The following is a 23,831-nucleotide window of genomic DNA, read 5'->3' as shown; positions in this document are numbered from 1 at the left end:
GTCCTCAGACCTCCTCGGACTGGCGCGCGGCGGCGAGCCGTACCGCGTCCATGATCTTCTCGTAGCCGGTGCAGCGGCACAGGTTGCCCGACAGCGCCTCGCGGATGTCCGCGTCCGACGGGTTCGGGGTGCGCTCCAGCATCTCGTCGGCGGCGACCAGCAGGCCCGGCGTGCAGAAGCCGCACTGGACGGCACCCGCGTCGATGAACGCCTGCTGGATCGGGGCGAGTTCCGCGCCCTCGCCGGTCTGCGAGTCGGTGCCCTTGGCGGACCAGCCCTGGGCCTCCTGGAGCGAGGTGCCGCAGGAACCGCCCGCGCACGAGCGCTGGTTGGCGAAGTCGGCGAGCCCCTCGACGGTGACGACCTCGCGGCCCTCGACCTGTCCGGCGGCGACCAGACACGAACAGACCGGCACCCCGTCGAGCCGGACGGTGCAGGAACCGCACTCGCCCTGCTCGCAGGCGTTCTTGGAACCAGGCAGGCCCATCCGCTCGCGCAGCACGTACAGCAGGGACTCGCCCTCCCACACGTCGTCGGCTTCCTGCCGGCGGCCGTTGACCGTGAAATTGACGCGCATTACGCGACTCCCTCCGTGCTGGCCGCGGTACCGCGGTAGGACTCCCAGGCCCAGGTGAGCGTGCGCCGGGCCATGACGCCGACGGCGTGCCGGCGGTACGAGGCGGTGCCGCGTACGTCGTCGATCGGGTTGCAGGCCGCGGCGCACAGGTCCGCGAACTGCTTGGCGACCGACGGGGTGATGATCTTGCCGTTGTCCCAGAAGCCGCCCTCGTCGAGCGCGGCGTTCAGGAACTGCTCGGCCTCCTTGGCGCGGACCGGGGTGGGGGCGGCGGAGCCGATGCCGGTGCGCACGGTCCGCGTCTCGGGGTGCACGGCGAGCCCGAAGGCGCACACGGCGATGACCATGGCGTTGCGGGTGCCGACCTTGGAGTACTGCTGCGGGCCCTGCGCCTTGGGCAGGTGCACGGCGCGGATCAGCTCGTCGGGCGCCAGGGCGTTGCGCTTCACGCCCGTGTAGAACTCGTCGATGGGGATCATGCGGGTGCCGCGAACCGATTCGGCCTCGACCTCGCAGCCGCCGGCGAGCAGCGCGGGGTGGGCGTCACCGGCCGGGGAGGCGGTGCCGAGGTTGCCGCCGACGCCGCCGCGGTTGCGGATCTGCGGCGAGGCGACGGTGTGCGAGGCGAGCGCCAGACCGGGCAGCTCGGTCCGCAGCTCTTCCATGATCTTGGTGTACGGGACGGAGGCGCCGAGCCGGACGGTGCCGTCGGCTCCCTCTCCCACCTCCCACTGGCTCAGCTCGCTGATGCGGTTGAGGTCGAGCAGGTACTCGGGCCGCCGGTGGTCGAAGTTGATCTCGACCATCACATCGGTGCCACCCGCAATCGGCACAGCCGTGGGGTGCTCGGCCTTGGCGGCGAGCGCCTCCTCCCAGCTGGCGGGGCGAAGGAAGTCCATGAGCGGCTCTCTTCTTCGTAATCGTTCGGCGTCGTGCGTGGATCGTTCGGTGATCGTCTGGCGATGCGATCGAGCCACGGATGTGCGGATCGCAGAGGCTCGTTCATGTGCTGTTCACGCGGAGTGGGCCCAGTACACAGGGGTGTACCGCACGGGGGTCAGTCACGGAAACCATGAAGGAGTTGGCTGACCAAGACGGGTGTCTTGTAGATTCGTATGAACGGAGGGCATCAGTAACCTCTCCGTTTCCCATGGGAAACGGACGACGCACTCCCCCACGCACACTTCGAGACAGATCGGCGGCGACGAAGACATGCGGCTGCGCGCATTGCTGGACACGGACGCGCTGGGCCTCAGGCTCCTCGGCGGCGAAGAAGAGCTCGACCGTACCGTCCGTGGCGTGATGACCACGGACCTGCGGGACCCGAGCCGCTACCTGTCCGGCGGCGAGCTGGTCCTCACGGGCCTGGCCTGGCGCCGGGACGCGGAGGACTCGGAACCCTTCGTACGGATCCTCAACGCGGCCGGGGTCACCGCCCTCGCCGCCGGTGAGGCCGAGCTGGGCGCGATCCCCGACGATCTCGTCCAGGCCTGCGTCCGGCACCGCCTGCCGCTCTTCGCAGTGAACGAGTCGGTGGCGTTCGCGACCATCACGGAGCACGTCGTGCGCCAGGTCTCCGGGGAGCGCGCGGGGGACCTCGCGGCGGTCGTGGACCGGCACCGGCGACTGATGACGTCCGGGCCCACGGGCGGCGGCCCCGACGTCGTCCTCGACCTGCTCGGCAGCGACCTGGACCTGCGGGCCTGGGTGCTCTCCCCGGCGGGCCGGGCGATAGCGGGCTCCGGCGTCAGCGGGCCCGAGCTGCCCGCCGAGGTCTGCGCCCGGCTGGCCGCCGAGCACCTGTCGGCGACCCGCACGGGCCGCCGCGCCCCGCACCGGGTCACCGTCGACGGCAGCACCTACTCGCTCTTCCCGATCCGCTCCGGCGCCCGCGGCGCGGCCCTCGCGGGCTCGCGCGACGTGCGCGAGACGGTCCTCTCGGACTGGCTGCTCGCGGTCGAGGCGGACGCCGGCGACTGGCCCGAGGAGCGGCTCGACCTGCTCCAGGGCGTCACCCAGCTGATCTCGGTCGAGCGCGACCGGCGCGACGCGGCCCGTACGGTACGCCGCCGGCTCGCCCAGGAAGTCCTCGAACTGGTCCAGTCGGGCGCCGCCCCGGCCGAGATCGCCGCCCGCCTGCGGGTCGCCGCCCCGGTGCTGCTGCCCGGCCTGGGCGCGGCCCCGCACTGGCAGGTCGTCGTGGCGAAGGTCGAGTGGGAGGGCGGTGACATCGAGGGCGGCCCCGTCGCCCAGTCCCTCCTGGAGGAGATCCTGGTCGACCCGCTGTCGTCCGGCCCGGAGCCGTCGGACCGGATCGCCGTGGCGCACACCGGCGACGAGGCGATCGCGCTGGTCCCGCTGCCCGCGGTGCCCACCGAGGAGAACGGGGCGGAGCAGGGCCTGATCGCCGACGCGCTGCTGACCTCCGTACGGGATCCGCTGTCGGCGGGGCTCGCCGACGACGGACGGCTGACCATCGGCGTGAGCGCCGCCGTGCACTCGGCGGAGGGGCTGCGCGGCGCCCTGGAGGAGGCCCGGCACGCCCGCCGGGTCGCCGGGGCCCGCACCGGCCTGGTCTGCGCGGCGGGCCACCAGGAACTGGCCTCGCACGTACTCCTGCTGCCCTTCGTCCCGGACGACGTGCGCCGCGCGTTCACCGCCCGGCTCCTGGACCCCCTGCGCGACTACGACCGCAAGCACCGCGCGGAGCTGATCCCGACCCTGGAGGCGTTCCTCGACTGCGACGGCTCGTGGACCCGCTGCGCCTCGCGGCTCCACCTGCACGTCAACACGCTGCGCTACCGCGTCGGCCGGATCGAGCAGCTGACGAACCGTGATCTCTCGCGCCTGGAGGACAAGTTGGACTTCTTCCTGGCCCTGCGGATGAGCTGACGCGCATCCCCGCACGTTTGTGAATTCTTTCACCCATCCCCTTGGCCGGGTGCCGTGATCCGTGCTGAGATGCCCCTCATCAACTCGGCTCGATGGCGTGCTCGGGGAGGGCAACGTGGCGCATTCCGCCATGTCCGGTACCGGAACGAACGCAGGGGACGATCCACTCCAGACAGCGGTGTGGCGGCTGCGCTCGCGCGGCTGCTGGGCCGACGCGGCGGCGCTTCTCGACCGGCACGCGGTCGCCGATCCGGCCGCCGCGCTCCAGCGGGCGGCGCTGCTCGGGGAGCGCTGCCTGTACACGGAGCAGGGCTGGGCCGAGGCCGAGGACGCCCTGCGGGCCGCCGAGGCGCTGGCCCACACCGATGAGGAGCGGGGGGCCGCGGCCTGCGAGCGGGGGCAGCTCGCCTATGCCGCTACGTTGCTGAAGGTCCGGGACCGGGTCGACGAGGCCCGCTCCGCGTTCGGGCGGGCGGCGGCGCTGATCGCGCCCGGTGCGGCGGGGCGGGCGCTGCTCGATTTCCGGCGGGGGCTGATGGCGGAGAACCTCTCCGACGCGCCGCAGGCCGCGCGCGCCGCGTACCGTCGCGCCCACGCCGGGGCCACCGCCCACGGCGACCCCCTCCTCCTCTCCTTCACCTGGCGGCATCTGGCCGGGCTCGCGCTGCGGGAGGGGGAGCTGGCCGAGGCCCGCCGGGGGTTCTCGGAGTCGCTGCGGCTGCGCGAGGAACTGGGCTATCTGGTGGGTACCGCTCCCGCCCTGGTCTCCCTGGCCGAGGCCGAGCCCGAGCCGGAGACCAAGGCCCGCCTCACCGCCGAGGCCACCCGCCTCTTCCGCCTCCTGGGCGGCGTCCCGACCTGGCTGGCGGGGGTCCTGCCGACGGCGGCCTAGCCGACAGCGCCCTGCAATCACGGGCCGCTGTCGGCCCCGCCAGGGGCGCCCTGTGATCGCAGGTCACTAACCGCCCCGCCAGGGGCACCCTGTGATCACAGGTCACCACCCGCCCCGCCAGGGGCGCGGGGAACTGCGCGACCAGCCCCCACCGGAGCCGCACCCGCGAACGGCGCTGCACTCACCACCCCCTGAAGCGCTCACCCGCGACGGGGTGCCGCCTTGCCCACCCTGCCGCCCAAGGCGGGGTGGGGCGCGAGCCGGAGGCGGGGGCTAGGTGTCGTAGTGGGAGTCCAGGACGTGGTGGAGGGATGCCGCGTCCTGGGACTCCAGGGCGTCGAGCAGCGACACATGCTCCCCGGCATCGACCGCGAGGTCACACGCGGACCACACAATGCGCCGCCGCAGATCATCGGCGACCCGCACCAGCTCCTCGTTCCCCCCGAGCCCCAGCAAGGCCCGATGAAACGCCCGGTCCACCTCGGCGTACCGCGCGACGTCCCCACAGGCGGCCGCCGCCACGGTCTCCTCGGCGGCACCCCGCAGCGAGGCCCAGCGCCCGACCGGCACCGCACGGGCGAGCCGCAGCACCACGGGCACCTCGATGAGCGCCCGCACCTCGGCCAGCTCGGCCAGCTCACGGGCCGACCGCTCGGCGACCCGGAACCCCCGGTTCGGCACGACCTCGACGGCGCCCTCGCGGGCCAGCAGCTGCATGGCCTCGCGCACGGGCGTGGCCGAGACCCCGAACCGCTCACCGAGCACCGGCGCCGAGTACACCTCGCCGGGCGCCAGCTCACCGGAGAGCAGCGCGGCCCGCAGGGCCTCCAGGACCTGCCCGCGCACCGACGTCCGCGCGACGGGAACCCGCGGCGCGGGCGGCTCGCTGTGCGTGTGCTCACCACGGCTGCGCTCGGGGCGGCCGGGAGACGCGGCACCGCGCTGCTCCGGCACCGCGAAGGGCGCCACGCGCGGTCTGGCCTGCTCCACCCCGGTCATCCGCATCGCCGCCGTTCCTAGCCGTTCGTCGGTCTTTGTCCCCATCCCAACCCAGAACCATAGGGGGCCCGGCCCGCAGTTCAAACCCCGAAAACGTCGGGTAAGGTAAGGCTTACCTGCAAACGATCGCGATTCGGTGGTCCCTGCATGACTCTCCTCACCCCGGCGCTCGCCGCGACGGACAGCGCGGTGTCGCCCGCGTACGCCCGCCTCACCGAGGTGTTCCCGAGCCTGCGCATCATCGAGCTGGGCCCGGACGAGCCCCTGCCGCACGGCGCCGGCTGGGTCCGCACCGAGGACCTGGCGCAGCAGGGCCCGGCCCTCGACGCCTTCCTGGCCTGGGACAACGCACAGGTCCTGAAGGACTACGGACAGCAGGCCCGCCCCGACGTCATCGCCAGCTTCGGCCTGCACCGCTACGCCTGGCCCGCCTGCCTGCTGATCACGGCCCCCTGGTTCCTGCACCGCCGGGTCCCGCGCTTCCCCGCCGCCCACGTCTCCTTCCAGCGGGCGCTCGGCCGGATGGCCGTACGGGTCACCGATTTCGCCTGCCTGCCCGACGACCCGGCGGCCGCTCTGCCCGGCGCCCATGTCGTCCCCGACGAGGAGGCGCTGCGCGCGGAGGTCCGCGCGGCCGTCGCCGACCACCTCCAGCCCGTCCTGAGCGGCTTCGGACCGCGGATGCGGCGCGGCCCGCGCGCCCTGTGGGGCATGGCGACGGACGAGATCGTCGAGAGCCTCTGGTACGTCGGCCATCTGCTCGGCGAGGAGCGGCGCGCGATGGCCGAGCTGGAGGAGCTGCTGCCCGGCACCACGAAGCCGTACGTCGGCCGCGCCGCCTTCCGGGAGCTGACCGGACCCGGGGGCGAGGCCCTGCCCACGCGGGACCGCGCGAGCTGCTGCCTCTTCTACACCCTGCGCCCCGAGGACACCTGCGTGACCTGCCCGCGCACCTGCGACGCGGACCGCATCGCACGCCTCACGGCTACCACAGCAGCCTGAACCACTCGTACGAGTGACGTAAATCGAACTCAACTGCCCTTTCTACGGCGGGAGTTCGAGCGTACGACCGCTTTACGCGCCCCCTTGCACTCCAATGGCGTTCTCTTGTCCCGAAACCCCCTGCGGGCCCGGACGGCTGGGCCACTATGGCGCCCGAAAGCCCTACCGCAACGCAAGGGACCCCAGATGAGACTGACCGACATATCGCTGGACTGGCTGCTTCCGGGCGCCGTGCTGCTCCTGGGCGGACTGGCGGCGGTTGCGGTCCTCGCGCGCGGCAGGCGCTCGGGGGACGGCAAGAAGGGCGGGTCGTCGCTGGACGAGTCGTGGGAACGCAGCGAGGAGCGCCGCAGGCGCAAGGAGGCCGTCTACGGCACCGCCTCGTACGTGCTGCTGTTCTGCTGCGCCGCCGTCGCCGCCGCGCTCTCCTTCCACGGTCTGGTCGGCTTCGGCCGGCAGAACCTGAGCCTGTCCGGGGGCTGGGAGTACCTGGTCCCCTTCGGCCTCGACGGCGCCGCGATGTTCTGCTCGGTGCTCGCGGTGCGCGAGGCCAGCCACGGCGACGCCGCGCTCGGCTCGCGGATACTCGTATGGACCTTCGCCGGTGCCGCCGCCTGGTTCAACTGGGTGCACGCGCCGCGCGGGCTCGACCACGCGGGCGCCCCGCACTTCTTCGCGGGGATGTCCCTGTCGGCGGCGGTCCTCTTCGACCGCGCCCTGAAGCAGACGCGCCGCGCGGCGCTGCGCGAACAGGGTCTGGTGCCGAGGCCGTTGCCGCAGATCCGGATCGTCCGGTGGTTGCGCGCGCCCCGGGAGACGTACAGCGCCTGGTCGCTGATGCTCCTGGAGAACGTACGGACGCTGGACGAGGCCGTCGACGAGGTCCGCGAGGACAAGCGGCAGAAGGTGCAGAACCGAATGCGGCAGCGCGAGCACCAGAAGCTGGAGCGGGCACAGCTGCGGGCCCTCAGCCGGGGGCACCGCGGCCTGACCGGGCGCGGCGGCCGCCAGGTCGAGGTGCCGGCCGTCGCCGCGTCGGCAGGCTCCGCCCAAGGTGGCTCGGAGCCTGCCATATCCGCGGGAACCCAGCCCTCGCAGGACCAGCTGCCGCTGCGCGCCCGGCCCTCGCTCCAGGCCGTCAAGAACGGCACTGAGCAGACGCCGGTGACCGTCGATCTGACGGCCGAGGACGACACTCAGGCACTGCCCCGGCTCGACACCCTGGAGCGCAAGCTCAAGGATCTGGAGCAGCAGTTCGGCTGACGCGCCGTCATCCGGTGGGCGGGCGGTGTCACAGGACGCCGCCCGCCCCCGTGTGCAGTTCGAACCACACCACCTTCCCCGATCCTCCGGCGCCGAGCGCCGCGACGCCCCAGGCGTCCGCGAGCGACTGGACCAGGAGCAGGCCCCGGCCGTGCGTGCTGTGCGTACCGTCGTCGGCGTTCGGTACCCGTAGCTTCGGCCGGTGTGCCGCTCTGTCCCTCACCTCCACCCGCAGGCCCCCGGGACCCACGGTCGCGACGAGTTCCGCGTCCCGGTCCGTGTGCACCAGCGCGTTGGTGACCAGCTCGCTGGTGAGCAGCTCGGCTATCTCCGTTCTTCCCGGCCTGCCCCAGTGGCGGAGCAGCTCGCGCAGTGCGCGCCTGGTCTCCGGTACCGCTCGCAGGTCCGCGCGGCCCAGCTTCCGCTTGAGCTGTCGCGGCACCCCCTCCGCGGTCGGGGCCACCCTGTCCTTGGTGTCGTGCACCTGCCGTTTCATTACCCCCGCCCACACGCCGATCGTTGCCTCTCTCGTTCTGGACTCGTCTCTCCTCGGCCTGTCTGTCGAACGCGTACACGGGCATGCATTCCCCGCTGCTCTGTCCGCACTCCTGTTGATTCGTCCATCACCGGCGGGGTGTCCACCGGCGGTGCGGGGAAGGGAAGCGGGGGATCCACCCGATCCCCCGATCCACCCGATCACCCCCCGATCCAACGGAGGAGGAGCCGCCGTGCACGACGACCGACAGCTCGTGGAGGGCCGACTTGAGCGGGCGATGCGTCAGTTCGTCCGGCCCGCGCAGTACGCGCAGCGCACACCGCTCGCCCTGAGCGTGTGGCACGCGCCGGGCGAGCCGGTGCCCGTGGCCGAGGCGCTGACCGGCGACTACGAGCCCTTCGAGATCGGCACCCGCTGGGGAAAGCCCTGGTCGACGAGTTGGTTCCGGCTGGAGGGGACGGTGCCCGAGGAGTGGGCCGGGCTCCGTGTCGAGGCCGTCGTCGACCCCGGGTTCACCGGCCAGGGCCCCGGCTTCCAGGCCGAGGGGCTGCTCCACGACGCCTCGGGCGTCCCCCTCAAGGGCATCCACCCGCGCAACCGGCATCTCACCGTGGCGGAGCGCGCGGCGGGCGGCGAACCGGTGCGGCTCCTGCTGGAGGCGGCGGCCAACCCGACGGTCATCCGGGACTTCACCCCGACCCCGCTCGGCGACGTGCTGACGGCCGGGGACCGGCCCGTCTACCGCTTCCGCGCCGCCGACCTCGCCGTACTGGACGAGACCGTCTGGCACCTCGTGCTCGATGTCGAGGTGCTCTCCGAGCTGATGCACGAGCTGGACGCGGACCGGGGCCGACGCCACGACATCCTGCGCGCCCTGGAGCGGATGCTCGACGCCCTCGACCTGCACGACGTGTCCGGCACGGCGGCCGCGGCCCGCGCCGAGCTGGCCGAGGTACTGGCGCGTCCCGCGCACGCCAGCGCCCACCGGATCTCGGCGGCCGGGCACGCACACATCGACTCGGCGTGGCTGTGGCCGCTGCGCGAGACGGTCCGCAAGGCCTCCCGGACGTTCGCGAACGTCACGGCGCTGGCCCGCGACTACCCCGAGCTGGTCTTCGCGTGCTCTCAGGCGCAGCAGTACGCGTGGGTGAAGGAGCACCAGCCGCACATCTGGGAGCGCATCAAGAAGGCCGTCGCGGACGGCAATTGGGCGCCGGTCGGCTCGATGTGGGTGGAGTCGGACGCCAACATGCCGGGCGGCGAGGCGCTGGCCCGGCAACTGGTCCACGGCAAGCGGTTCTTCCGGGACGAGCTGGGCGTGGAGACGGAGGAGGTCTGGCTGCCCGACTCCTTCGGCTACACCGCGGCCTTCCCGCAGCTGGCGAAGCTGGCGGGCGCCAAGTGGTTCCTGACGCAGAAGCTGAGCTGGAACCAGACCAACAAGATGCCGCACCACACGTTCTGGTGGGAGGGCATCGACGGCACCCGCGTCTTCACCCACTTTCCGCCCGTGGACACGTACAACGCCCAGTTCCACGCCCGTGAACTGGCGCACGCGGAGCGGAACTTCGCGGAGAAGGGCGGCGCCTCGCGCTCCCTCGTGCCGTTCGGCTGGGGCGACGGCGGCGGCGGTCCGACCAGGGAGATGCTGGAGAAGGCGCGCCGGCTGCGCTCCCTGGAGGGCTCGCCGACGGTGGAGATCGAGAAGCCCTCGGCGTTCTTCGAGGCCGCGCATCAGGAGTACGGGGAGCGGGCGCCGGTCTGGTCCGGCGAGCTGTACCTGGAGATGCACCGGGCCACCTACACCACACAGGCCAAGACGAAGCAGGGCAACCGGCGCAGTGAACACGCGCTGCGGGAGGCGGAGTTGTGGTGCACGGCCGCCGCGCTGCGCGACCCTTCGTACGCGTATCCGTACGACGATCTGGACCGGATCTGGAAGACGGTGCTCCTGCACCAGTTCCACGACATCCTGCCGGGTTCGTCGATCGCCTGGGTCCATCGGGAGGCCCGGGAGACCTACGCCGCCGTTCTCGCCGAGCTGGACGCGCTCACGGCCGGGGCGGTGGGCCGGCTCGGCGGCGGGGAGGCGTCGGCGCTCAACGCCTCGCCCTATCCGCGCAGTGAAGTCGTCGCACACGAGGGGCAGTTGGTGCACGTGCACGTCGACGGGCTGGGCGGCACCCCGCTGGCCGAGGCCGCCGCGCGGACCCGTGGACCCGGCGCGCACGCGGCGGCGACCCGCGAGGCGGACGAGAAGATCGTCCTGGCGAACGAGTACCTGACCGTGTCCGTCGACGCCGACGGCCTCCTGGCCTCGGTGCGGGACCTGGAGCACGGCGGCCGCGAGGTCCTCGCCCCGGGCGCCCGGGGGAACCTGCTCCAGCTGCACCCCGACCACCCGACCCAGTACGACGCCTGGGACCTGGACGCCCACTACCGGCACACCCGCACCGACCTGACCGACGCCGAGTCGGTGGAGCTGGTGGAGGAGGGGCCGCTGCGGGTCTCGGTCCGCGTCACCCGCTCGTTCGGCAGCTCGCGGATCACCCAGGAGTACCGGCTCGCGGCGGGGAGCCGGCGCCTCGACATCGTCACGGACGTCGAATGGCAGGAGTCGGAGAAGGTCCTGAAGGCGGCGTTCCCGCTGGACGTGCACGCCGAACGGTCCACGTCCGAGATCCAGTTCGGGCACGTGCACCGGCCCACGCACGCCAACACCGGCTGGGACGCGGCCCGTTACGAGATCTGCGCGCACCGCTGGCTGCGGGTGGCCGAGGAGGCGTACGGGGTCGCGCTGCTCAACGACTCGACGTACGGGCACGACGTGACCCGCACGCGGCACGGTGATGTCCTGGGCACCACGGTCCGGCTGACGCTGCTGCGGGCCCCGCACTCTCCCGACCCGGAGACCGATCTGGGCACGCACCGGTTCACGTACGCGCTGCGGCCGGGCGCCACGACGGGCGACGCGGTGGCCGACGGGCTCGCGCTGAACCTGCCGCTGCGGATCGCCGCGGCCCCGGCGACGGCGCCGCTGGTCACGGTCGACGATCCGGCGGTGACGGTGGAGTCGGTGAAGCTCGCCGAGGACCGCAGCGGCGATGTCGTGGTCCGGCTCTACGAGTCGCGGGGCGGGCGCGCCGAGGCGACGCTCACGGCGGGGTTCCCGGTGGCGGGCGCCGACGAGACGGACCTCCTGGAGCGTCCGCTGCGGCCCGCCGCCACCTCGGACAGCGGACTCGCGCTCGCGCTGCGCCCGTTCCAGATCCTGACGCTGCGGCTGCGGCCCGCCTGAGCCGCGGCCGTGGGTGCCGCGTCCGGTGACGGCCCGTCAGGGGCGCGGCACGTTGCGCAGGTTGGAGCGGGCCATCTGCACCATGCGGCCCACCCCGCCGTCGAGCACGATCTTGGAGGCGGAGAGCGCGAAGCCCGTCACCATCTCGGCGCTGATCTTCGGCGGGATGGACAGCGCGTTCGGGTCGGTGACGATGTCGATGAGCGCCGGGCCCTTGTGCTTGAAGGCGTCCTTCAGCGCGCCGGCGAGCTGCTTGGGCTTCTCGACGCGGACGCCGTAGGCACCGGCGGCGCGGGCGACGGCGGCGAAGTCGGGGTTCTTGTTGGTGGTCCCGTAGGAGGGCAGGCCCGCCACCAGCATCTCCAGCTCCACCATGCCCAGGGAGGAGTTGTTGAAGAGGACGACCTTGACCGGCAGGTCGTACTGGACCAGCGTCAGGAAGTCGCCCATGAGCATCGAGAAGCCGCCGTCGCCCGACATGGAGATCACCTGCCGGTTCCGGTCGGTGAACTGGGCGCCGATCGCCATCGGCAGCGCGTTCGCCATCGAGCCGTGCGAGAAGGAGCCGATGACGCGGCGCCGTCCGTTGGGCGAGATGTAGCGGGCCGCCCAGACGTTGCACATCCCGGTGTCGACGGTGAACACGGCGTCCTCGGAGGCGAGTTCGTCGACGACGGAGGCGACGTACTCGGGGTGGATCGGGACGTGCTTCTCGACCTTGCGGGTGTAGGCCTTGACGACGCCCTCGAGGTGGTCGGCGTGCTTCTTCAGCATCTTGTCGAGGAAGCGCCGGTTGCTCTTCGGCTTCACGCGCGGGGTCAGACAGCGGAGCGTCTCGCGGACGTCGCCCCACACCGCGAGGTCCAGCTTGGAGCGGCGGCCGAGGTGCTCGGGCCGCACGTCGACCTGGACGATCTTGACGTCCTTCTGCGGCAGGAACGCGTTGTACGGGAAGTCGGTGCCGAGCAGGATCAGCAGGTCGCACTCGTGGGTGGCCTCGTAGGCGGCGCCGTAGCCGAGCAGCCCGCTCATGCCGACGTCGAAGGGGTTGTCGTACTGGATCCACTCCTTGCCGCGCAGCGCGTGCCCGACCGGCGACTTGATCTTCTCGGCGAACTCCATGACCTCGGCGTGCGCGCCGGCGGTGCCGCTGCCGCAGAAGAGGGTGACCTTGTCGGCCTCGTCGATCATCTCGACCAGCTTGTCGATCTCGGCGTCGCCGGGCCGGATCGTGGGCCGCGAGGTGACGATCGCGGTCTCGGTGCCGCCGTCGGGTGCGGCCTCGTCGGCGACGTCGCCGGGCAGCGAGACGACACTGACACCCGATCGGCCCACCGCGTGCTGGATCGCGGTCTGCAGCACGCGCGGCATCTGCTTCGGGCTGGAGATCATCTCGCTGTAGTGCGAGCACTCCGTGAAGAGCCGGTCGGGGTGGGTCTCCTGGAAGTAGCCGAGGCCGATCTCGCTGGACGGGATGTGCGAGGCCAGGGCGAGCACCGGCGCCATGGAGCGGTGGGCGTCGTACAGGCCGTTGATGAGGTGCAGGTTGCCGGGGCCGCAGGAGCCCGCGCAGGCGGTCAGCTGCCCGGTGATCTGCGCCTCCGCGCCCGCGGCGAAGGCCGCGGTCTCCTCGTGGCGTACGTGGATCCAGTCGATGGCGCTGTTGCGGCGGATGGCGTCGACGACCGGGTTGAGACTGTCGCCGACGACGCCGTACATGCGCTTGACGCCCGCCCGGACGAGGATGTCGACGAACTGTTCCGCGACGTTCTGCTTGGCCATGACGTGTGTGCCCCTTCGGAACCCGGTTTCGGTCTCGGTCGCGTGCCGATCACTGCTTCCGGGTTCCATGAATTCACACGGGGCGGCGTTACGCCTCCCAAACGGCGGCGGCGGTGCGGTCGTCCGCGTACCCCTTGACCCTGACCTGGGTGTCCGCGAGGAACGCGGCCAGGCCCGGCGGCTCGGCCTCCGCCCAGCGCTGCGCGAGATGGCGGGCCAGGTCGGGCTCGCCGCGCAGCGGCTCGGCGAGGCCCGCCGTGCACAGCAGCAGGGTGTCCCCCGGGCGGGCGACGGAGGCGCGGAACCGGAACGGGTCGCGGGGCGGCTGCGGCGCCGGTTCGTAGGGGCTGGGCGGTGTCGTGATGCCCAGGTCCATGGTGAGCCGGTCGCCCTCGGAGGTCTCGGCGGGCGGCGAGGAGCCGTATCCGACCACGGGGGCGCCGGTGCGCTGCTCGACGATGCTCGGCTCGATGTCCTGCCAGGCGCCGTCCCGCAGGCGGAACAGGCCGCCGCCGCCGACGCCGAAGTAGACGCGGGTGCGGCAGTCGGGATCGGCGGGGAGCAGCAGACAGCGCAGGGTGGCGCTGTACTCGTCGGGGTCGAGGCCCTGCTCGGCGGCGGCGGCCCGCAGTTTGCCGAGGCTGCGGTCGGTGAGCCGGTGCAGCCCCGATTTGAGGTCGCCGCGCCGGCCCGCCCTGATGTCCTCGGCCAGCCGGGTGTGGCTGAGGCCGACGGCGCGGCCGATCCAGTCGCACGCCTCGGCGGCGGCGCGGTGGGCGCCCGGGGTGGCGCGGGCGCCGGTCGCCAGCGCGACGAGGATCAGCGCGCCGGGCCCGCTGCCGAAGCGGGCGGTCAGCAGGGAGTCGCGGCGGGGCTCGCCCCGGTAGCGCGCGGAGTCGCCGCGCACGGAGGCCGCCCGGAGCACGCAGGAGCCGTACCGGGCCCCGTCGAGCACGGTGTCGGCCACGAGGTCGTCCAGGTCGTCGGGGTCGGCGACGGGGAGCGCGGTGGGTTCGGCCTCGTAGGTGGGCGGGCCGTCTCCGACGTACGGGACCGTGGGCGGGGCGGGCGGCTCCGGCGGGAGGGGCGGTTCCGGCGGGTCGGGCGGCGGGTCGGCCGGGCCGGTGCGCGGGTCCGGCAGCGGCGGGGGCGGGGCGGCGGGCGGCGGTGGTCCTGCGGGTGCGGGAACGGACACGGCGGGCTCGACGGTGGGTGCCGCGGCGGGGCGCGGCGGCGCCTCCGGGACGGGCGGGCCGGTCGGTCCGGCCGTGTCGGGCCGCAGCGAGGGCAGTCCGGCGGGTGCGGGCGGATCGGGTGGCGGCGGGTCCCACGGCGGCGGGGCCGGGCTGGCCGTGCCGTCCGGCGGCGGGGTCGTCACGGAGCCGACCGAGGCGAAGCGGTCGTCCAGCGTGTCCGCGGCCGGGGCCGGACCGGTGTCGGCGGCGGCGCCTTCGTCCTCGTACAACTGACCCCACCAGTCGTCCTCGTGGGACTCCCGAGACTCCTGGAACGCGTGGGACTCCCGGGACCGGTGGCCGGTTGGCCTCTCCCCCTGCTGGCTCATGCCCTTATTGTCCACGTCACGGGCCGTACGAAAACGGGGCATCGAGAAAAACCCCCGTACAAAAGGTCCGCCGGGCGGCCCCACCCCCCACAGGGTGGCCGCCCGGCGGACCGGTTCGTGTGACGGCTCGAACTAGCGCACGTCGTACGCGCGGGTCACGGTCTGGGTGACCGAGGCGCCCTTCGCGTCGGTGAGCCGCACCTTCAGCGTGACCTGCTCGTCGGAGGCGCCGGCGTGGTCCACGGTCGCGGTCCAACGGCCGTCGTGCCGGGCGGTCCTGGCCTCCGTCCAGGTCTCGCCGCCGTCGTACGAGTACGAGAGCGCGGCGTCCGTGAGCCGGCCGGGGGTGTAGCCCGCGTGGCCGGTCGCCGTCAGGTCGATCCGTTGGCCGTCACGTGCGGCGAGGGTCTTGAGTCCGTCCTCGGGCAGCGTCAGGTGCGGGAAGAGCAGCGGGATGCCTTGCGAGTAGGCGTTCTGGTCGAGGTGGGAGCGGAACGACCAGGTGGTGCTGGTCTGCGTCGAGCGGTTCCAGACCCGGGAGCCGATCTTGGCGGTGCCCAGGGTGAGTTCGTACGCGGCGTCGTCGGCCGGTACCTCGAACACCCCGTACGGCCAGCCGCTCTGGCCGACCTCCTCACCGTCACGGGTCAGCCGGACGCTGCCGATGTCGCCGAACGAGCCCTGGAATCCCTGGTGTTCACTGTCGCCCCAGAAGCCGGGCGCGACCCCGATCAGATTGCCCTGCCGTTCGGCGGCGAGGGCCTGTTCGCCGGTGGACGTCAGGGGCGTGGTGGGGGCGAGGACGCCGCCGTACCACTCCTCGGTGCGCCGCTCCCCCTTCTTGTAGGTGCGCGCGGTGTCGCTCATGAACTCGCCGAACGGGAAGGCGCTGGACACCTCGTGCCCGAAGGCGGTGCCGCCCGTGGAGTACAGCTCGGTGCGGGTGGACGGCGCGGCGATCGTGAGGAGGTCGCCGAAGCCGCTGGTCAGGCCGTTCGGGCGGGACACCGACGGGAAGTCGAGGTAGTCGGCGGCGGTGCCCATCGCGCGGTAGGTCGCCTTGTTCACGGCGAGGTCGCGGTCGGCGACGCGGTAGGTGCGGTCGCCGCGGAGTCGGCCGTCCTCCGGGAACGCCAGGGTGTAGCTGTACGGGCTCGTGGCGGTGGCCTTCCAGTGGAGCGTCGTGGTCCCGGCTGCGATGCGGGCGGCGAGCGCGGTGCCCTCGGCGGTCTCCAGGGCGAGCGTCGGCAGCGGGCCGCCGGTGAACCCGGTCGCCGGGTACCAGCGGCCGGCGGCCTCGCGGTGGAGGACGACGCCCTTGGCGCCGGCCTTGGCCGCGGCCTGGGCGACGGCGGACGCGGAGCCGCCCTCGGGGAGCTTCACCAGGGCCAGCTTGCCGATGGACGCGGCCAGTTCGGCGGCCGTGCCGGAGCCGCCGTCGACGATCTCGGCGCTGCCGGTGCCGTCGAGGTTGGCGGAGTTGGTGGAGCCGGTCACCGGGTGCAGGGCGGGTCCGCCGGTCACACCGAACGCGCTGATCTGCGGGGCGGCGGTGCGCCAGAAGCTGTCGAACTCGAAGGTGCCGTTCGTGGCGCGGCCCTGGACGTCGGCGTAGTAGGCGCGCACGGTGCGCGAGCCCTGGATGGTCGCGGAGTGCAGCCAGTTGTCGGTGCCGAAGGTGCGGGCGAAGCCGAGGGAGGCTCCGCGCACCTCGCTGTCCCGGTCGGTCCTGACGCTCAGCCGGTGGGCCTCGCGGGCGTCGAGGACGACGGTGGTGTCCTTGGTGAGGGTCAGCTGGGGGCGGCCGAGGAAGGTCGCCGAGTCGACGAGCGTGCCCGCGGTGGCGGGGGTCGCGACGAAACTCGACAGGAAGTAGGCGCCGGGGCGCAGTCGGTACGTCTGGTCGGTGGCGCCGTCGTTCACGCGCCGCTCGCCGGAGGCCTCGTCGAGCCCGATGACGTCGAGGGAGGAGGCGCCGGCCGCGGGATCGCCGTGGCGGTCGACGACCTTGACGCGCAGGGTGACCGTCTCGGGCTGCACGTACAGGGAGAACGGCGTGCTCAGGTGGGTGCCGCCCGGTCCGGTGGCGAGGACGCGGCCGGTGACGTCGCCGTACTGGGCGGCCTTGAGGGATGCCGCCGGGTCCAGCCTCAGCGGGACCCGCACGGTGCCGCCCGCGGGGACGGTGACCGTGCGGGCGCCGAGCGCGGCGACGTCCGAGCGGACCGTGGAGCCGTCGTTGCCGGTGACGCGGGCGACGGAGAGCCTCAACTGCACCGACTTGCCGGTGGTGTTGGTGTACGGGACCTGGACGGTGGTGCGGTCGCTCCTGTCCTGCGGCCAGTTGAAGGAGCCGCCCTGGACGGCGTCGGCGCCGAGGACCGTCTGGTCGATCGCGGCCTTCACGTCGAGGCGGCCGCCGCCGGTCTCGCGCACGTCGCCGGGGATGCCGGAGTCCGCGGAGGAGACGAGGGCCTGCTTGATGCGGGCCGCGCTCCAGTCGGGGTGGCGCTGCCTGACGAGGGCTGCGGCGCCCGCGACGTGCGGGGTGGCCATCGACGTACCGCTCATGGACTGGTACGCGTACACGCCCCGGCCGCCCGCGGCGGCGGCCTTGATGGCGACGCCCGGCGCGGCGATCTCCGGCTTCAGGGTGTGGGTGCGCTGCACGGGGCTGCGGCTGGAGAAGCTCGCGGTGGCGTCGTCGCCGTCGACGGCGCCGACGGTCAGCACCTCGGGCACGCAGCCGGGCGAGGAGACCGAGTTGAGGGTGGGGCCCGAGTTGCCCGCGGCGATCACGAAGAGGGTGTTCTTCGCGGACCGCGCGAGTTCCTGGGTGGCCTGCGCCATCGGGTCGGAGCAGTCGAGCTCGGAGGGGTTGCCGAGGCTCAGGGAGACGACGTCGGCGCCCTCGTCGACGGCCCACTGCATTCCGGCGATGATCCACGACGTCGCGCCGGAGCCACTGTCGTCGAGGACCTTGCCGTTGAGCAGGGTGGCCGCGGGGGCGACGCCCTTCTCCTTGCCGCCGCTCGCGGCGCCGGTGCCGCCGACGGTGGACGTGGTGTGGGTCCCGTGACCCTGGTGGTCGTCGGCGTCGGCGGAGTCGGTGAAGTTCTTCGACTCGGCGACGCGCCCCTTGAGGTCGGGGTGCTCGGTGTCGACGCCGGTGTCGAGGACGGCGACCTTGGTGCCCTTGCCGTCGTAGCCCGCGGCCCACGCCTCGTCGGCGTGCACCTGCTGCGTCGAATCGGCGAGCAGCGACCGGGCCTTGGCGTCGAGCCAGAGCTTCTTCAGGTCACCGGCCGCGCGGGAGCGGGGCGTGGCGATGTCGGCCCAGAAGGCGGTGGCCTTCTTCTTGTCGGCCTTGAGGGCGACGCCGTCGACGGCGTCGAGGACGAGGCCGCGCTGCGCGCCGCGCGGGGTGGCGGGCACGCCGCGGGCGACGTCGACGGACGGGTCGTAGGTGGCGATGAGCGGGAGCGTCGCGCTGTGCTGGTCGTCGTAGCCCTGCCGGATCAGCCCGGTGACGTTGAACAGCTCCTCGTCGACCCGGCCCGCGGCGAGCGCCCGTGCGGCGCCGTCCGGGTAGACGTACAGGTCGGTGCCGGAGCGGCGGGTCTGCAGCAGTGGCGTGGAGCCGTCCTCGGCGGGCAGGGCCGTCGCGGAGCTGTCACCGTCGGCGTCGGTGGTGACCAGGACGCGGTCCCCGGTCACCAGGGTCACCGTCGCGGTCGTGGACGTCGCGGCCGCGGCGGCGCTGCCGACGAGTGGACGGCCGTGGTCCGGGGCGGTCCCCTCCACTGCCCCGGACGGCACGGCCACCGTGACGGCCAGGACGGCGGCGGTCGCCGCCACCAGGGCCGTACGCGCTATCGGGCGCATCGCTCTCCCCAGGTGAATGCGCAGGTGAATTCCGGGCAAAGCCCGTATTCCCGGCGGGTGTTGGTGCTGCGGTGGCGCCACATTGGCAGAGTGGCGGCAGGTGCAGGGAAGATGAGCGCGGCGGGAATGTGCCGTGGCTGTTTCCCGCCACGGGGGTGACGGAATGCGAGCTCAGGGAGGGGCGTCACCGCATGCTGGGTGCGATAGGTCTGGACGAGGCGCACGAGACGGCGTACCGCGCGCTGGTGGCGGTGGGGGCCGCCGACGTACCGGATCTCGCGCTGCGGCTCGCGCACGCCGAGTACGAGACCGAGCGCATCCTGCGCCGCCTGGAACGGCACGGTCTCGCCGCCCAGTCCTCCGCGCGCCCCGGCCGCTGGGTGGCGGCGCCGCCCGGGATCGCGCTCGGCGCCCTGCTCGCCCAGCAGCGGCACGAGCTGGAGAAGGCGGAGCTGACGGCGGCGCGGCTCGTCGAGGAGTACCGGGCGCAGGCCGTCGAGACGGCCGTGCACGATCTGGTGGAGGTGGTCACCGGGGCGGCCGCCGTCACCCAGCGCTTCCTGCAGATCCAGCTCGGCGCGACCGAGGAGGTCTGCGCCCTGGTCACCGACAACCCGGTCGCGGTGACCGGCACGGACAACGAGGCGGAGCCGCAGGCCGTCAGCCGAGGCGTGGGCTACCGGGTCGTCATCGAGCGCGAGGTGCTGTCCCTGCCCCGGGGCCTCACCGAGCTGTCGGCGGCGATCGGCAGGGACGAGCAGGTGCGGCTCGTGGACCGGGTGCCGACGAAGCTGGTGATCGCCGACCGGTCGCTCGCGATGGTGCCGCTGACCTCCCGGTCGGCCGAGCCCGCGGCGCTCGTGGTGCACGCGAGCGGGCTGCTCGAATCGCTGAGCGGGCTCTTCGAGGCGGTGTGGCGGCAGTCGCTGCCGCTGCGGCTCGGCGAGGACGGCAAGGTGACCGAGGACGGCCCGGACGGCCCCGACGCCGTCGATCTGGGGATCCTCTCGCTGCTGCTCGCCGGGCTGACCGACGCGAGCGTCGCCAAACAGCTCGATCTCGGGCTGCGGACGGTGCAGCGTCGGGTGAAACGGCTGATGGAGCTGGCCGGGGTGACGACGCGGCTGCAACTGGGCTGGCACGCCTTCGAGCGGGGCTGGGTCTCCCGGTGACGCGCTGCTGGCCGTGCCGGAGCGGCATGGCCATGGCACGCTTCCCGCATGGGAACGTGGGAACTCCTGCTGGTCGGGGCGGTGCTCGTCCTCGGTCTGTGCGGGGTCTTGGTGCCGGGAGTGCCCGGGTCGTGGCTGGTGTGGGCCGCGGTCGCGGTCTGGGCCCTGCGTGAGCCGAGCGCCCTCGCCTGGGGGATTCTCGTCGGCGCCACCGTCGTCCTGCTCGCCGCGCAGGTGCTGCGCTGGCAGTTGCCGCCGCGCCGGCTGCGGCAGGCCGGGGCGACCTGGCGGCTCGCGGTGTGGGCGGGACTCGGGGCGCTCGCCGGGTTCTGCGTGCTGCCGGTGATCGGCGCCATCCCCGGGTACGTCGGCGGGATCTACGTCTCGGAGCGGCTGCGGCTGGGCAGCCACGGCGACGCGGTCGCCTCCACCCGGACGGCCATGCGGGCAGGGGGCTCCAGCGTCCTCGCCGAGCTGTTCGCGTGTCTGCTGATCGTGGGGGCCTGGATCGGCGCGCTGATCTGGGGCTGAGGCGACGGATCCGCCGGGCCGGGAACTCCTGACTTTGCCAAGCGTTTACCTTCGTGGTGGCGCCGGGCCGCCGCTTCCCCCCGCCTGGAGACCCCGTATGCATCTCGTGCCCCTGGCCGCCGCCCCCGATTCCGGCGAGCCGACCTCCGGAATCGCGGGGTGGGCGGCCCGTCTCGTCGAGACGGCGGGCGGTCCCGGCGCGGGCCTCGCCATCGCGCTGGAGAACCTGTTCCCGCCGCTGCCCAGCGAGATCATCCTGCCGCTGACCGGTTTCGCGGCGGGCCGGGGCGCGATCGGTCTCGCCTCGGCGCTGTTCTGGACGACGCTCGGTTCGGTGGTGGGCGCGGCGGCCCTGTACGGCATCGGCCGTGCGATCGGCCGCGACCGGATGTACGCGCTGTGGGCCCGGCTGCCCCTGGTGAAGGTCTCCGACCTGGAAAAGACGGAGGCCTGGTTCCGGCGGCACGGCACGAAGGCGGTGCTGTTCGGCCGGATGGTGCCCGTCTTCCGCAGCCTGATCTCGGTCCCTGCGGGCGTGGAACGGATGCGGCTGCCGGTCTTCCTCTCCCTCACCGCGGTCGGCTCGCTCGCCTGGAACACGGTGCTCGTGCTCGCGGGCTACTGGCTGGGCGACCGGTGGGAGCTGGTCGAGCGGTACGTGGGCGTCCTCTCGAAGGTGGTGCTCGGCGCGGCCCTCGTCGCGGTGATCGCCTACGTCGTCGTACGGGTGCGCGGGCCCCGGCAGAAGGGCCGCCACCGGGCCGGACAGGGCCGGTAGGCTCGCTCTCCGTGGGGGTGACATGGACGATGTGAGGGAGCTGCCGCCGCAGGGCCCGGCCCGGCTGTGGCTGGCGCGGACGGACGGCGCCACCGAGGACTCCGGGACCGGGGTGCTCGACGCGGGAGAGATGCGGCGCGCCGCCGGTTTCCGCTTCGCCCGGCACCGGGTGCGGTACGTCGCGGCGCATCTGGCGCTGCGCGGCGTCCTCGGCGAGCGGCTGGGGTGCGCTCCCGGTGCGGTGCGGTTCGTGCGCGAGCCCTGCCCGGGGTGCGGTGAGCCGCACGGCCGACCGGCCCTCGCGGATGCGCGGGACGTGCACTTCTCGCTCTCGCACAGCGGCGACCTGGCGCTGATCGCGCTCGCGTCCGCGCCGGTCGGCGCCGATGTGGAGGAGCTGCCGTCGGCCGACGCGACCCGGGACCTGGCGGCGGTCCTGCACCCGCGCGAGCGGGCCGAACTCGACGCGCTCGGCTCGCTGCCGGAGCGCCGCGTCGCGCTCGGCCGCGCCTGGGTCCGCAAGGAGGCCTATCTGAAGGGCCTCGGCACCGGCCTGGCCCGCGCCGCCGACCTCGACTACGTCGGTACGCTGCCGGCCGCCCCCGGGGCGCCGGGCGGCTGGACGGTACGGGACGTGCCGGTGCCGCACGACTGCCTCGCGGCGGTCGCGGTCGCCCCCGGCTAGACCTGGGTTCCCTCCAGGGTCAGCAGCCGTACCTTGCGGTCCAGGCCGCCCGCGTACCCGGTGAGGGAGCCGTCGGCGCCGATGACGCGGTGGCAGGGACGCAGGATCAGCAGCGGGTTGGCGCCGATCGCGCCGCCGACGGCCCGCACGGCGGCGCGGGAGGCGCCGATCCGGGCGGCGACCTCTCCGTACGTGGTGGTGGAACCGTAGGGGACGGTGTCGAGCGCGTCCCACACGCGGCGCCGGAACTCCGTGCCCTGCGGGCTCAACTCCAGCTCGAACTCCTTGAGTTCACCGGCGAAGTAGGCGGCGAGCTGCCGTGCGGCCTCGGCGAACGGCGCCGGGTCGCGCACCCAGTCGTCCTGGACCGTGCGGCCGCCCTTCTGGCCGGGGACGGACAGCGAGGTCAGGGCGCCGGATGCGTCGGCGGTGAGCAGCAGCTCGCCGAGCGGGCTGTCGAGGGTGGTGTGGCGGATGGTGTTCACGGCTGTCACAACTGTCCTTCTGCGTAGAGGTGTTGGCGTGCGTACGACCGCCAGGGCCGCCACGCCGTGCTGTCGCCGTCCGGCAGCCCCACGTCCGGGTCGCCGAGCGCCCGCATGCGGATCAGGGCGGCGGTGCGGGCGTCCAGGCCGGGCAGGGCGCGCAGCGCGGCCTCGGCGTCGTCGCGGTCGGCGCCCGCGTCGAGCCGCAGGGTGCCGTCGGCGAGGGCACGGGCCAGGGCGCCGAGCGTGCCGGGTTCGTCGGCGAGGGTCTCGGGCGCGGGGAAGAGCCGGTCGAGGGCGCCGCAGGGCGCGTCCAGCCGCTTGCCGTACCGCTCGACGAGCCGGGCCGACGCGGCGGTCCCGGCGACGATGCGCAGGGCGAGTTCGGCGGGGTCGGCGGCGCCGGGCGAGCGCAGCCCGGGGCGGGCGGCGACGAGCGGGGCGAGCCGCGGGTCGGCGCCGAGCCGTTCGTCGATCGCGAACGGGTCGGCGTCGAGGTCGAACAGGCGGCGCAGCCGGCCCACCGCGGTGGTCAGGTCCCGCAGGTCGGTGAGGTGGATGCGGGCGTCGAGCCAGCCGCCGCGGTGCTCGGCCCGGGCGCCGGGCTGCTCGTGCCGGGCCTCGTCGACGGAGACGACGCCGGTGCCGTGGGGCAGCCGCAGCGTGCGCCGGAAGATCCGGGACCCGGGCTCGTCGCCGGTCAGTTCCTCGACGCCGGGGACGCGTTCGCGGGCGAACAGGTCGAAGACGGGCCGCGCCTGGTACGCGCCCCGGTGGGCGAGGCGCAGCGGGATGCCGGCGCTGGACGCGATGGCCCGGTGCCGGTCGGGCGCGTCGGCCCGGAGCTGGGTGGGGGTGCGGGCGTACACCTCGCGCATGGTGTCGTTGAACTGCCGCACGCTCGCGAACCCGGCCGCGAACGCGATCTCGGTGACCCGCAGCGGGGTCGTCTGCAGCAGCACCCGGGCGGTGTGCGCGCGCTGGGCGCGGGCGAGCGCGACGGGTCCCGCGCCCACCTCGGCGGTGAGCTGGCGCTGCACCTGGCGGGGGCTGTAACCGAGCCGGCCGGCGAGCCCGCCGACGCCCTCCCGGTCGACGATCCCGTCGCCGATCAGCCGCATGGCGCGTCCGACGACGTCCGCCCGTACGTTCCACTCCGCGGAGCCCGGTACGGCGTCCGGCCGGCAGCGGCGGCAGGCCCGGAAGCCGGAGCCCTGGGCGGCGGCGGCCGTCGTGTAGTAGCGGACGTTCTGCCGCTTCGGGGTGACCGCGGGGCAGCTCGGGCGGCAGTAGATCCCGGTGGTCTCGACGGCGAAGAAGAACTCCCCGTCGAACCGGGCGTCCCGGCTGCGCACGGCCTCGTAGCGCGTGTCCTCGTCGATCATCACGCTTCCAGTGTCGCCGCTCCACGACGCTCCGGCTGGCGGAAATCGGACACGACGTTGCCGGTTGGTCGCGCAGTTCCCCGCGCCCCTGGGGAAGCTGCGCGCAGCGCATGCTTCAGGGGCGCGGGGAACTGCGCGACCAGCC

The 23,831-nt window shown here is 73.6% G+C and carries 18 protein-coding genes; 9 read left to right on the top strand and 9 right to left on the bottom strand.

Annotated elements, in window-relative coordinates:
• Window positions 1–4 precede the first annotated feature (4 nt).
• Both ABZ930_RS16615 and ABZ930_RS16610 read right to left on the bottom strand, forming a co-directional pair.
• Complete coding sequence (locus ABZ930_RS16615) at window positions 5–577, bottom strand: (2Fe-2S)-binding protein (RefSeq protein ID WP_361548024.1); 573 nt, start codon at window positions 575–577, stop codon at window positions 5–7.
• Window positions 577–1,476, bottom strand: a complete 900-nt coding sequence (locus ABZ930_RS16610; protein WP_361548021.1) for a xanthine dehydrogenase family protein subunit M — start codon at window positions 1,474–1,476, stop codon at window positions 577–579. Before ABZ930_RS16610 ends, ABZ930_RS16615 begins: the two co-directional genes overlap by 1 nt.
• A 313-nt stretch (window positions 1,477–1,789) precedes the next feature.
• Between ABZ930_RS16610 and ABZ930_RS16605 the strand changes: the two genes are divergently transcribed.
• Entirely contained in the window at window positions 1,790–3,469 is a 1,680-nt protein-coding gene (locus tag ABZ930_RS16605; protein ID WP_361548018.1) for a PucR family transcriptional regulator ligand-binding domain-containing protein, read from the top strand.
• A 115-nt stretch (window positions 3,470–3,584) separates the two neighbouring features.
• Window positions 3,585–4,361, top strand: coding sequence for a hypothetical protein (locus tag ABZ930_RS16600; protein ID WP_361548015.1), 777 nt, complete (start codon window positions 3,585–3,587; stop codon window positions 4,359–4,361).
• Window positions 4,362–4,634: 273 nt separating this feature from the next.
• Here ABZ930_RS16600 and ABZ930_RS16595 read toward each other — a convergent pair whose 3' ends face one another.
• Window positions 4,635–5,366: a GntR family transcriptional regulator gene (locus ABZ930_RS16595; protein ID WP_361548239.1), complete on the bottom strand. Its 732-nt coding sequence runs from the start codon at window positions 5,364–5,366 to the stop codon at window positions 4,635–4,637.
• A gap of 141 nt (window positions 5,367–5,507) precedes the next feature.
• Between ABZ930_RS16595 and ABZ930_RS16590 the strand changes: the two genes are divergently transcribed.
• Together ABZ930_RS16590 and ABZ930_RS16585 are read left to right on the top strand one after the other, a co-directional pair.
• Window positions 5,508–6,362: a (2Fe-2S)-binding protein gene (locus ABZ930_RS16590; RefSeq protein WP_361548012.1), complete on the top strand. Its 855-nt coding sequence runs from the start codon at window positions 5,508–5,510 to the stop codon at window positions 6,360–6,362.
• Window positions 6,363–6,548: 186 nt separating this feature from the next.
• Window positions 6,549–7,625, top strand: coding sequence for a DUF2637 domain-containing protein (locus ABZ930_RS16585; RefSeq protein ID WP_361548009.1), 1,077 nt, complete (start codon window positions 6,549–6,551; stop codon window positions 7,623–7,625).
• 28 nt (window positions 7,626–7,653) lie between these two features.
• Here ABZ930_RS16585 and ABZ930_RS16580 read toward each other — a convergent pair whose 3' ends face one another.
• Complete coding sequence (locus ABZ930_RS16580; protein ID WP_361548006.1) at window positions 7,654–8,121, bottom strand: ATP-binding protein; 468 nt, start codon at window positions 8,119–8,121, stop codon at window positions 7,654–7,656.
• A 232-nt stretch (window positions 8,122–8,353) separates the two neighbouring features.
• Between ABZ930_RS16580 and ABZ930_RS16575 the strand changes: the two genes are divergently transcribed.
• Window positions 8,354–11,419: a glycoside hydrolase family 38 C-terminal domain-containing protein gene (locus tag ABZ930_RS16575; protein ID WP_361548003.1), complete on the top strand. Its 3,066-nt coding sequence runs from the start codon at window positions 8,354–8,356 to the stop codon at window positions 11,417–11,419.
• A 36-nt stretch (window positions 11,420–11,455) separates the two neighbouring features.
• On the opposite strand, the gene ABZ930_RS16570 is transcribed toward ABZ930_RS16575, so the two are convergent.
• The 3 genes from ABZ930_RS16570 to ABZ930_RS16560 all read right to left on the bottom strand — a co-directional run bounded on the left by ABZ930_RS16570 (window position 11,456) and on the right by ABZ930_RS16560 (window position 18,650).
• Complete coding sequence (locus tag ABZ930_RS16570; protein WP_361548001.1) at window positions 11,456–13,201, bottom strand: pyruvate dehydrogenase; 1,746 nt, start codon at window positions 13,199–13,201, stop codon at window positions 11,456–11,458.
• 88 nt (window positions 13,202–13,289) lie between these two features.
• On the bottom strand, window positions 13,290–14,765 hold the full coding sequence (locus ABZ930_RS16565; protein ID WP_361547998.1) for a protein phosphatase 2C domain-containing protein: 1,476 nt from the start codon (window positions 14,763–14,765) through the stop codon (window positions 13,290–13,292).
• Between the two features lie 132 nt (window positions 14,766–14,897).
• Window positions 14,898–18,650, bottom strand: a complete 3,753-nt coding sequence (locus tag ABZ930_RS16560) for a S8 family serine peptidase (protein ID WP_361547995.1) — start codon at window positions 18,648–18,650, stop codon at window positions 14,898–14,900.
• 191 nt (window positions 18,651–18,841) lie between these two features.
• Between ABZ930_RS16560 and ABZ930_RS16555 the strand changes: the two genes are divergently transcribed.
• From ABZ930_RS16555 to ABZ930_RS16540, 4 genes are all read left to right on the top strand, one after another.
• Window positions 18,842–19,822: a helix-turn-helix transcriptional regulator gene (locus tag ABZ930_RS16555; protein WP_361547992.1), complete on the top strand. Its 981-nt coding sequence runs from the start codon at window positions 18,842–18,844 to the stop codon at window positions 19,820–19,822.
• A 48-nt stretch (window positions 19,823–19,870) separates the two neighbouring features.
• Window positions 19,871–20,353, top strand: a complete 483-nt coding sequence (locus ABZ930_RS16550; protein WP_361547989.1) for a DUF456 domain-containing protein — start codon at window positions 19,871–19,873, stop codon at window positions 20,351–20,353.
• A gap of 97 nt (window positions 20,354–20,450) precedes the next feature.
• Window positions 20,451–21,131 carry a DedA family protein gene (locus ABZ930_RS16545; protein WP_361547986.1) on the top strand — a complete coding sequence of 227 codons (681 nt, stop codon included), beginning with the start codon at window positions 20,451–20,453 and terminating at the stop codon, window positions 21,129–21,131.
• A 22-nt stretch (window positions 21,132–21,153) separates the two neighbouring features.
• Window positions 21,154–21,816, top strand: a complete 663-nt coding sequence (locus tag ABZ930_RS16540) for a 4'-phosphopantetheinyl transferase superfamily protein (protein WP_361547983.1) — start codon at window positions 21,154–21,156, stop codon at window positions 21,814–21,816.
• On the opposite strand, the gene ABZ930_RS16535 is transcribed toward ABZ930_RS16540, so the two are convergent.
• Together ABZ930_RS16535 and ABZ930_RS16530 are read right to left on the bottom strand one after the other, a co-directional pair.
• Complete coding sequence (locus ABZ930_RS16535; RefSeq protein ID WP_361547980.1) at window positions 21,813–22,301, bottom strand: methylated-DNA--[protein]-cysteine S-methyltransferase; 489 nt, start codon at window positions 22,299–22,301, stop codon at window positions 21,813–21,815. The genes ABZ930_RS16540 and ABZ930_RS16535 overlap by 4 nt on opposite strands.
• A 5-nt stretch (window positions 22,302–22,306) precedes the next feature.
• Entirely contained in the window at window positions 22,307–23,686 is a 1,380-nt protein-coding gene (locus ABZ930_RS16530; protein WP_361548236.1) for an Ada metal-binding domain-containing protein, read from the bottom strand.
• Window positions 23,687–23,831 lie beyond the last annotated feature (145 nt).

Source organism: Streptomyces sp. NPDC046716 (assembly GCF_040645755.1).
Taxonomy (GTDB): Bacteria; Actinomycetota; Actinomycetes; order Streptomycetales; family Streptomycetaceae; genus Streptomyces.
This window is presented reverse-complemented; position numbering and strand designations above follow the sequence as displayed.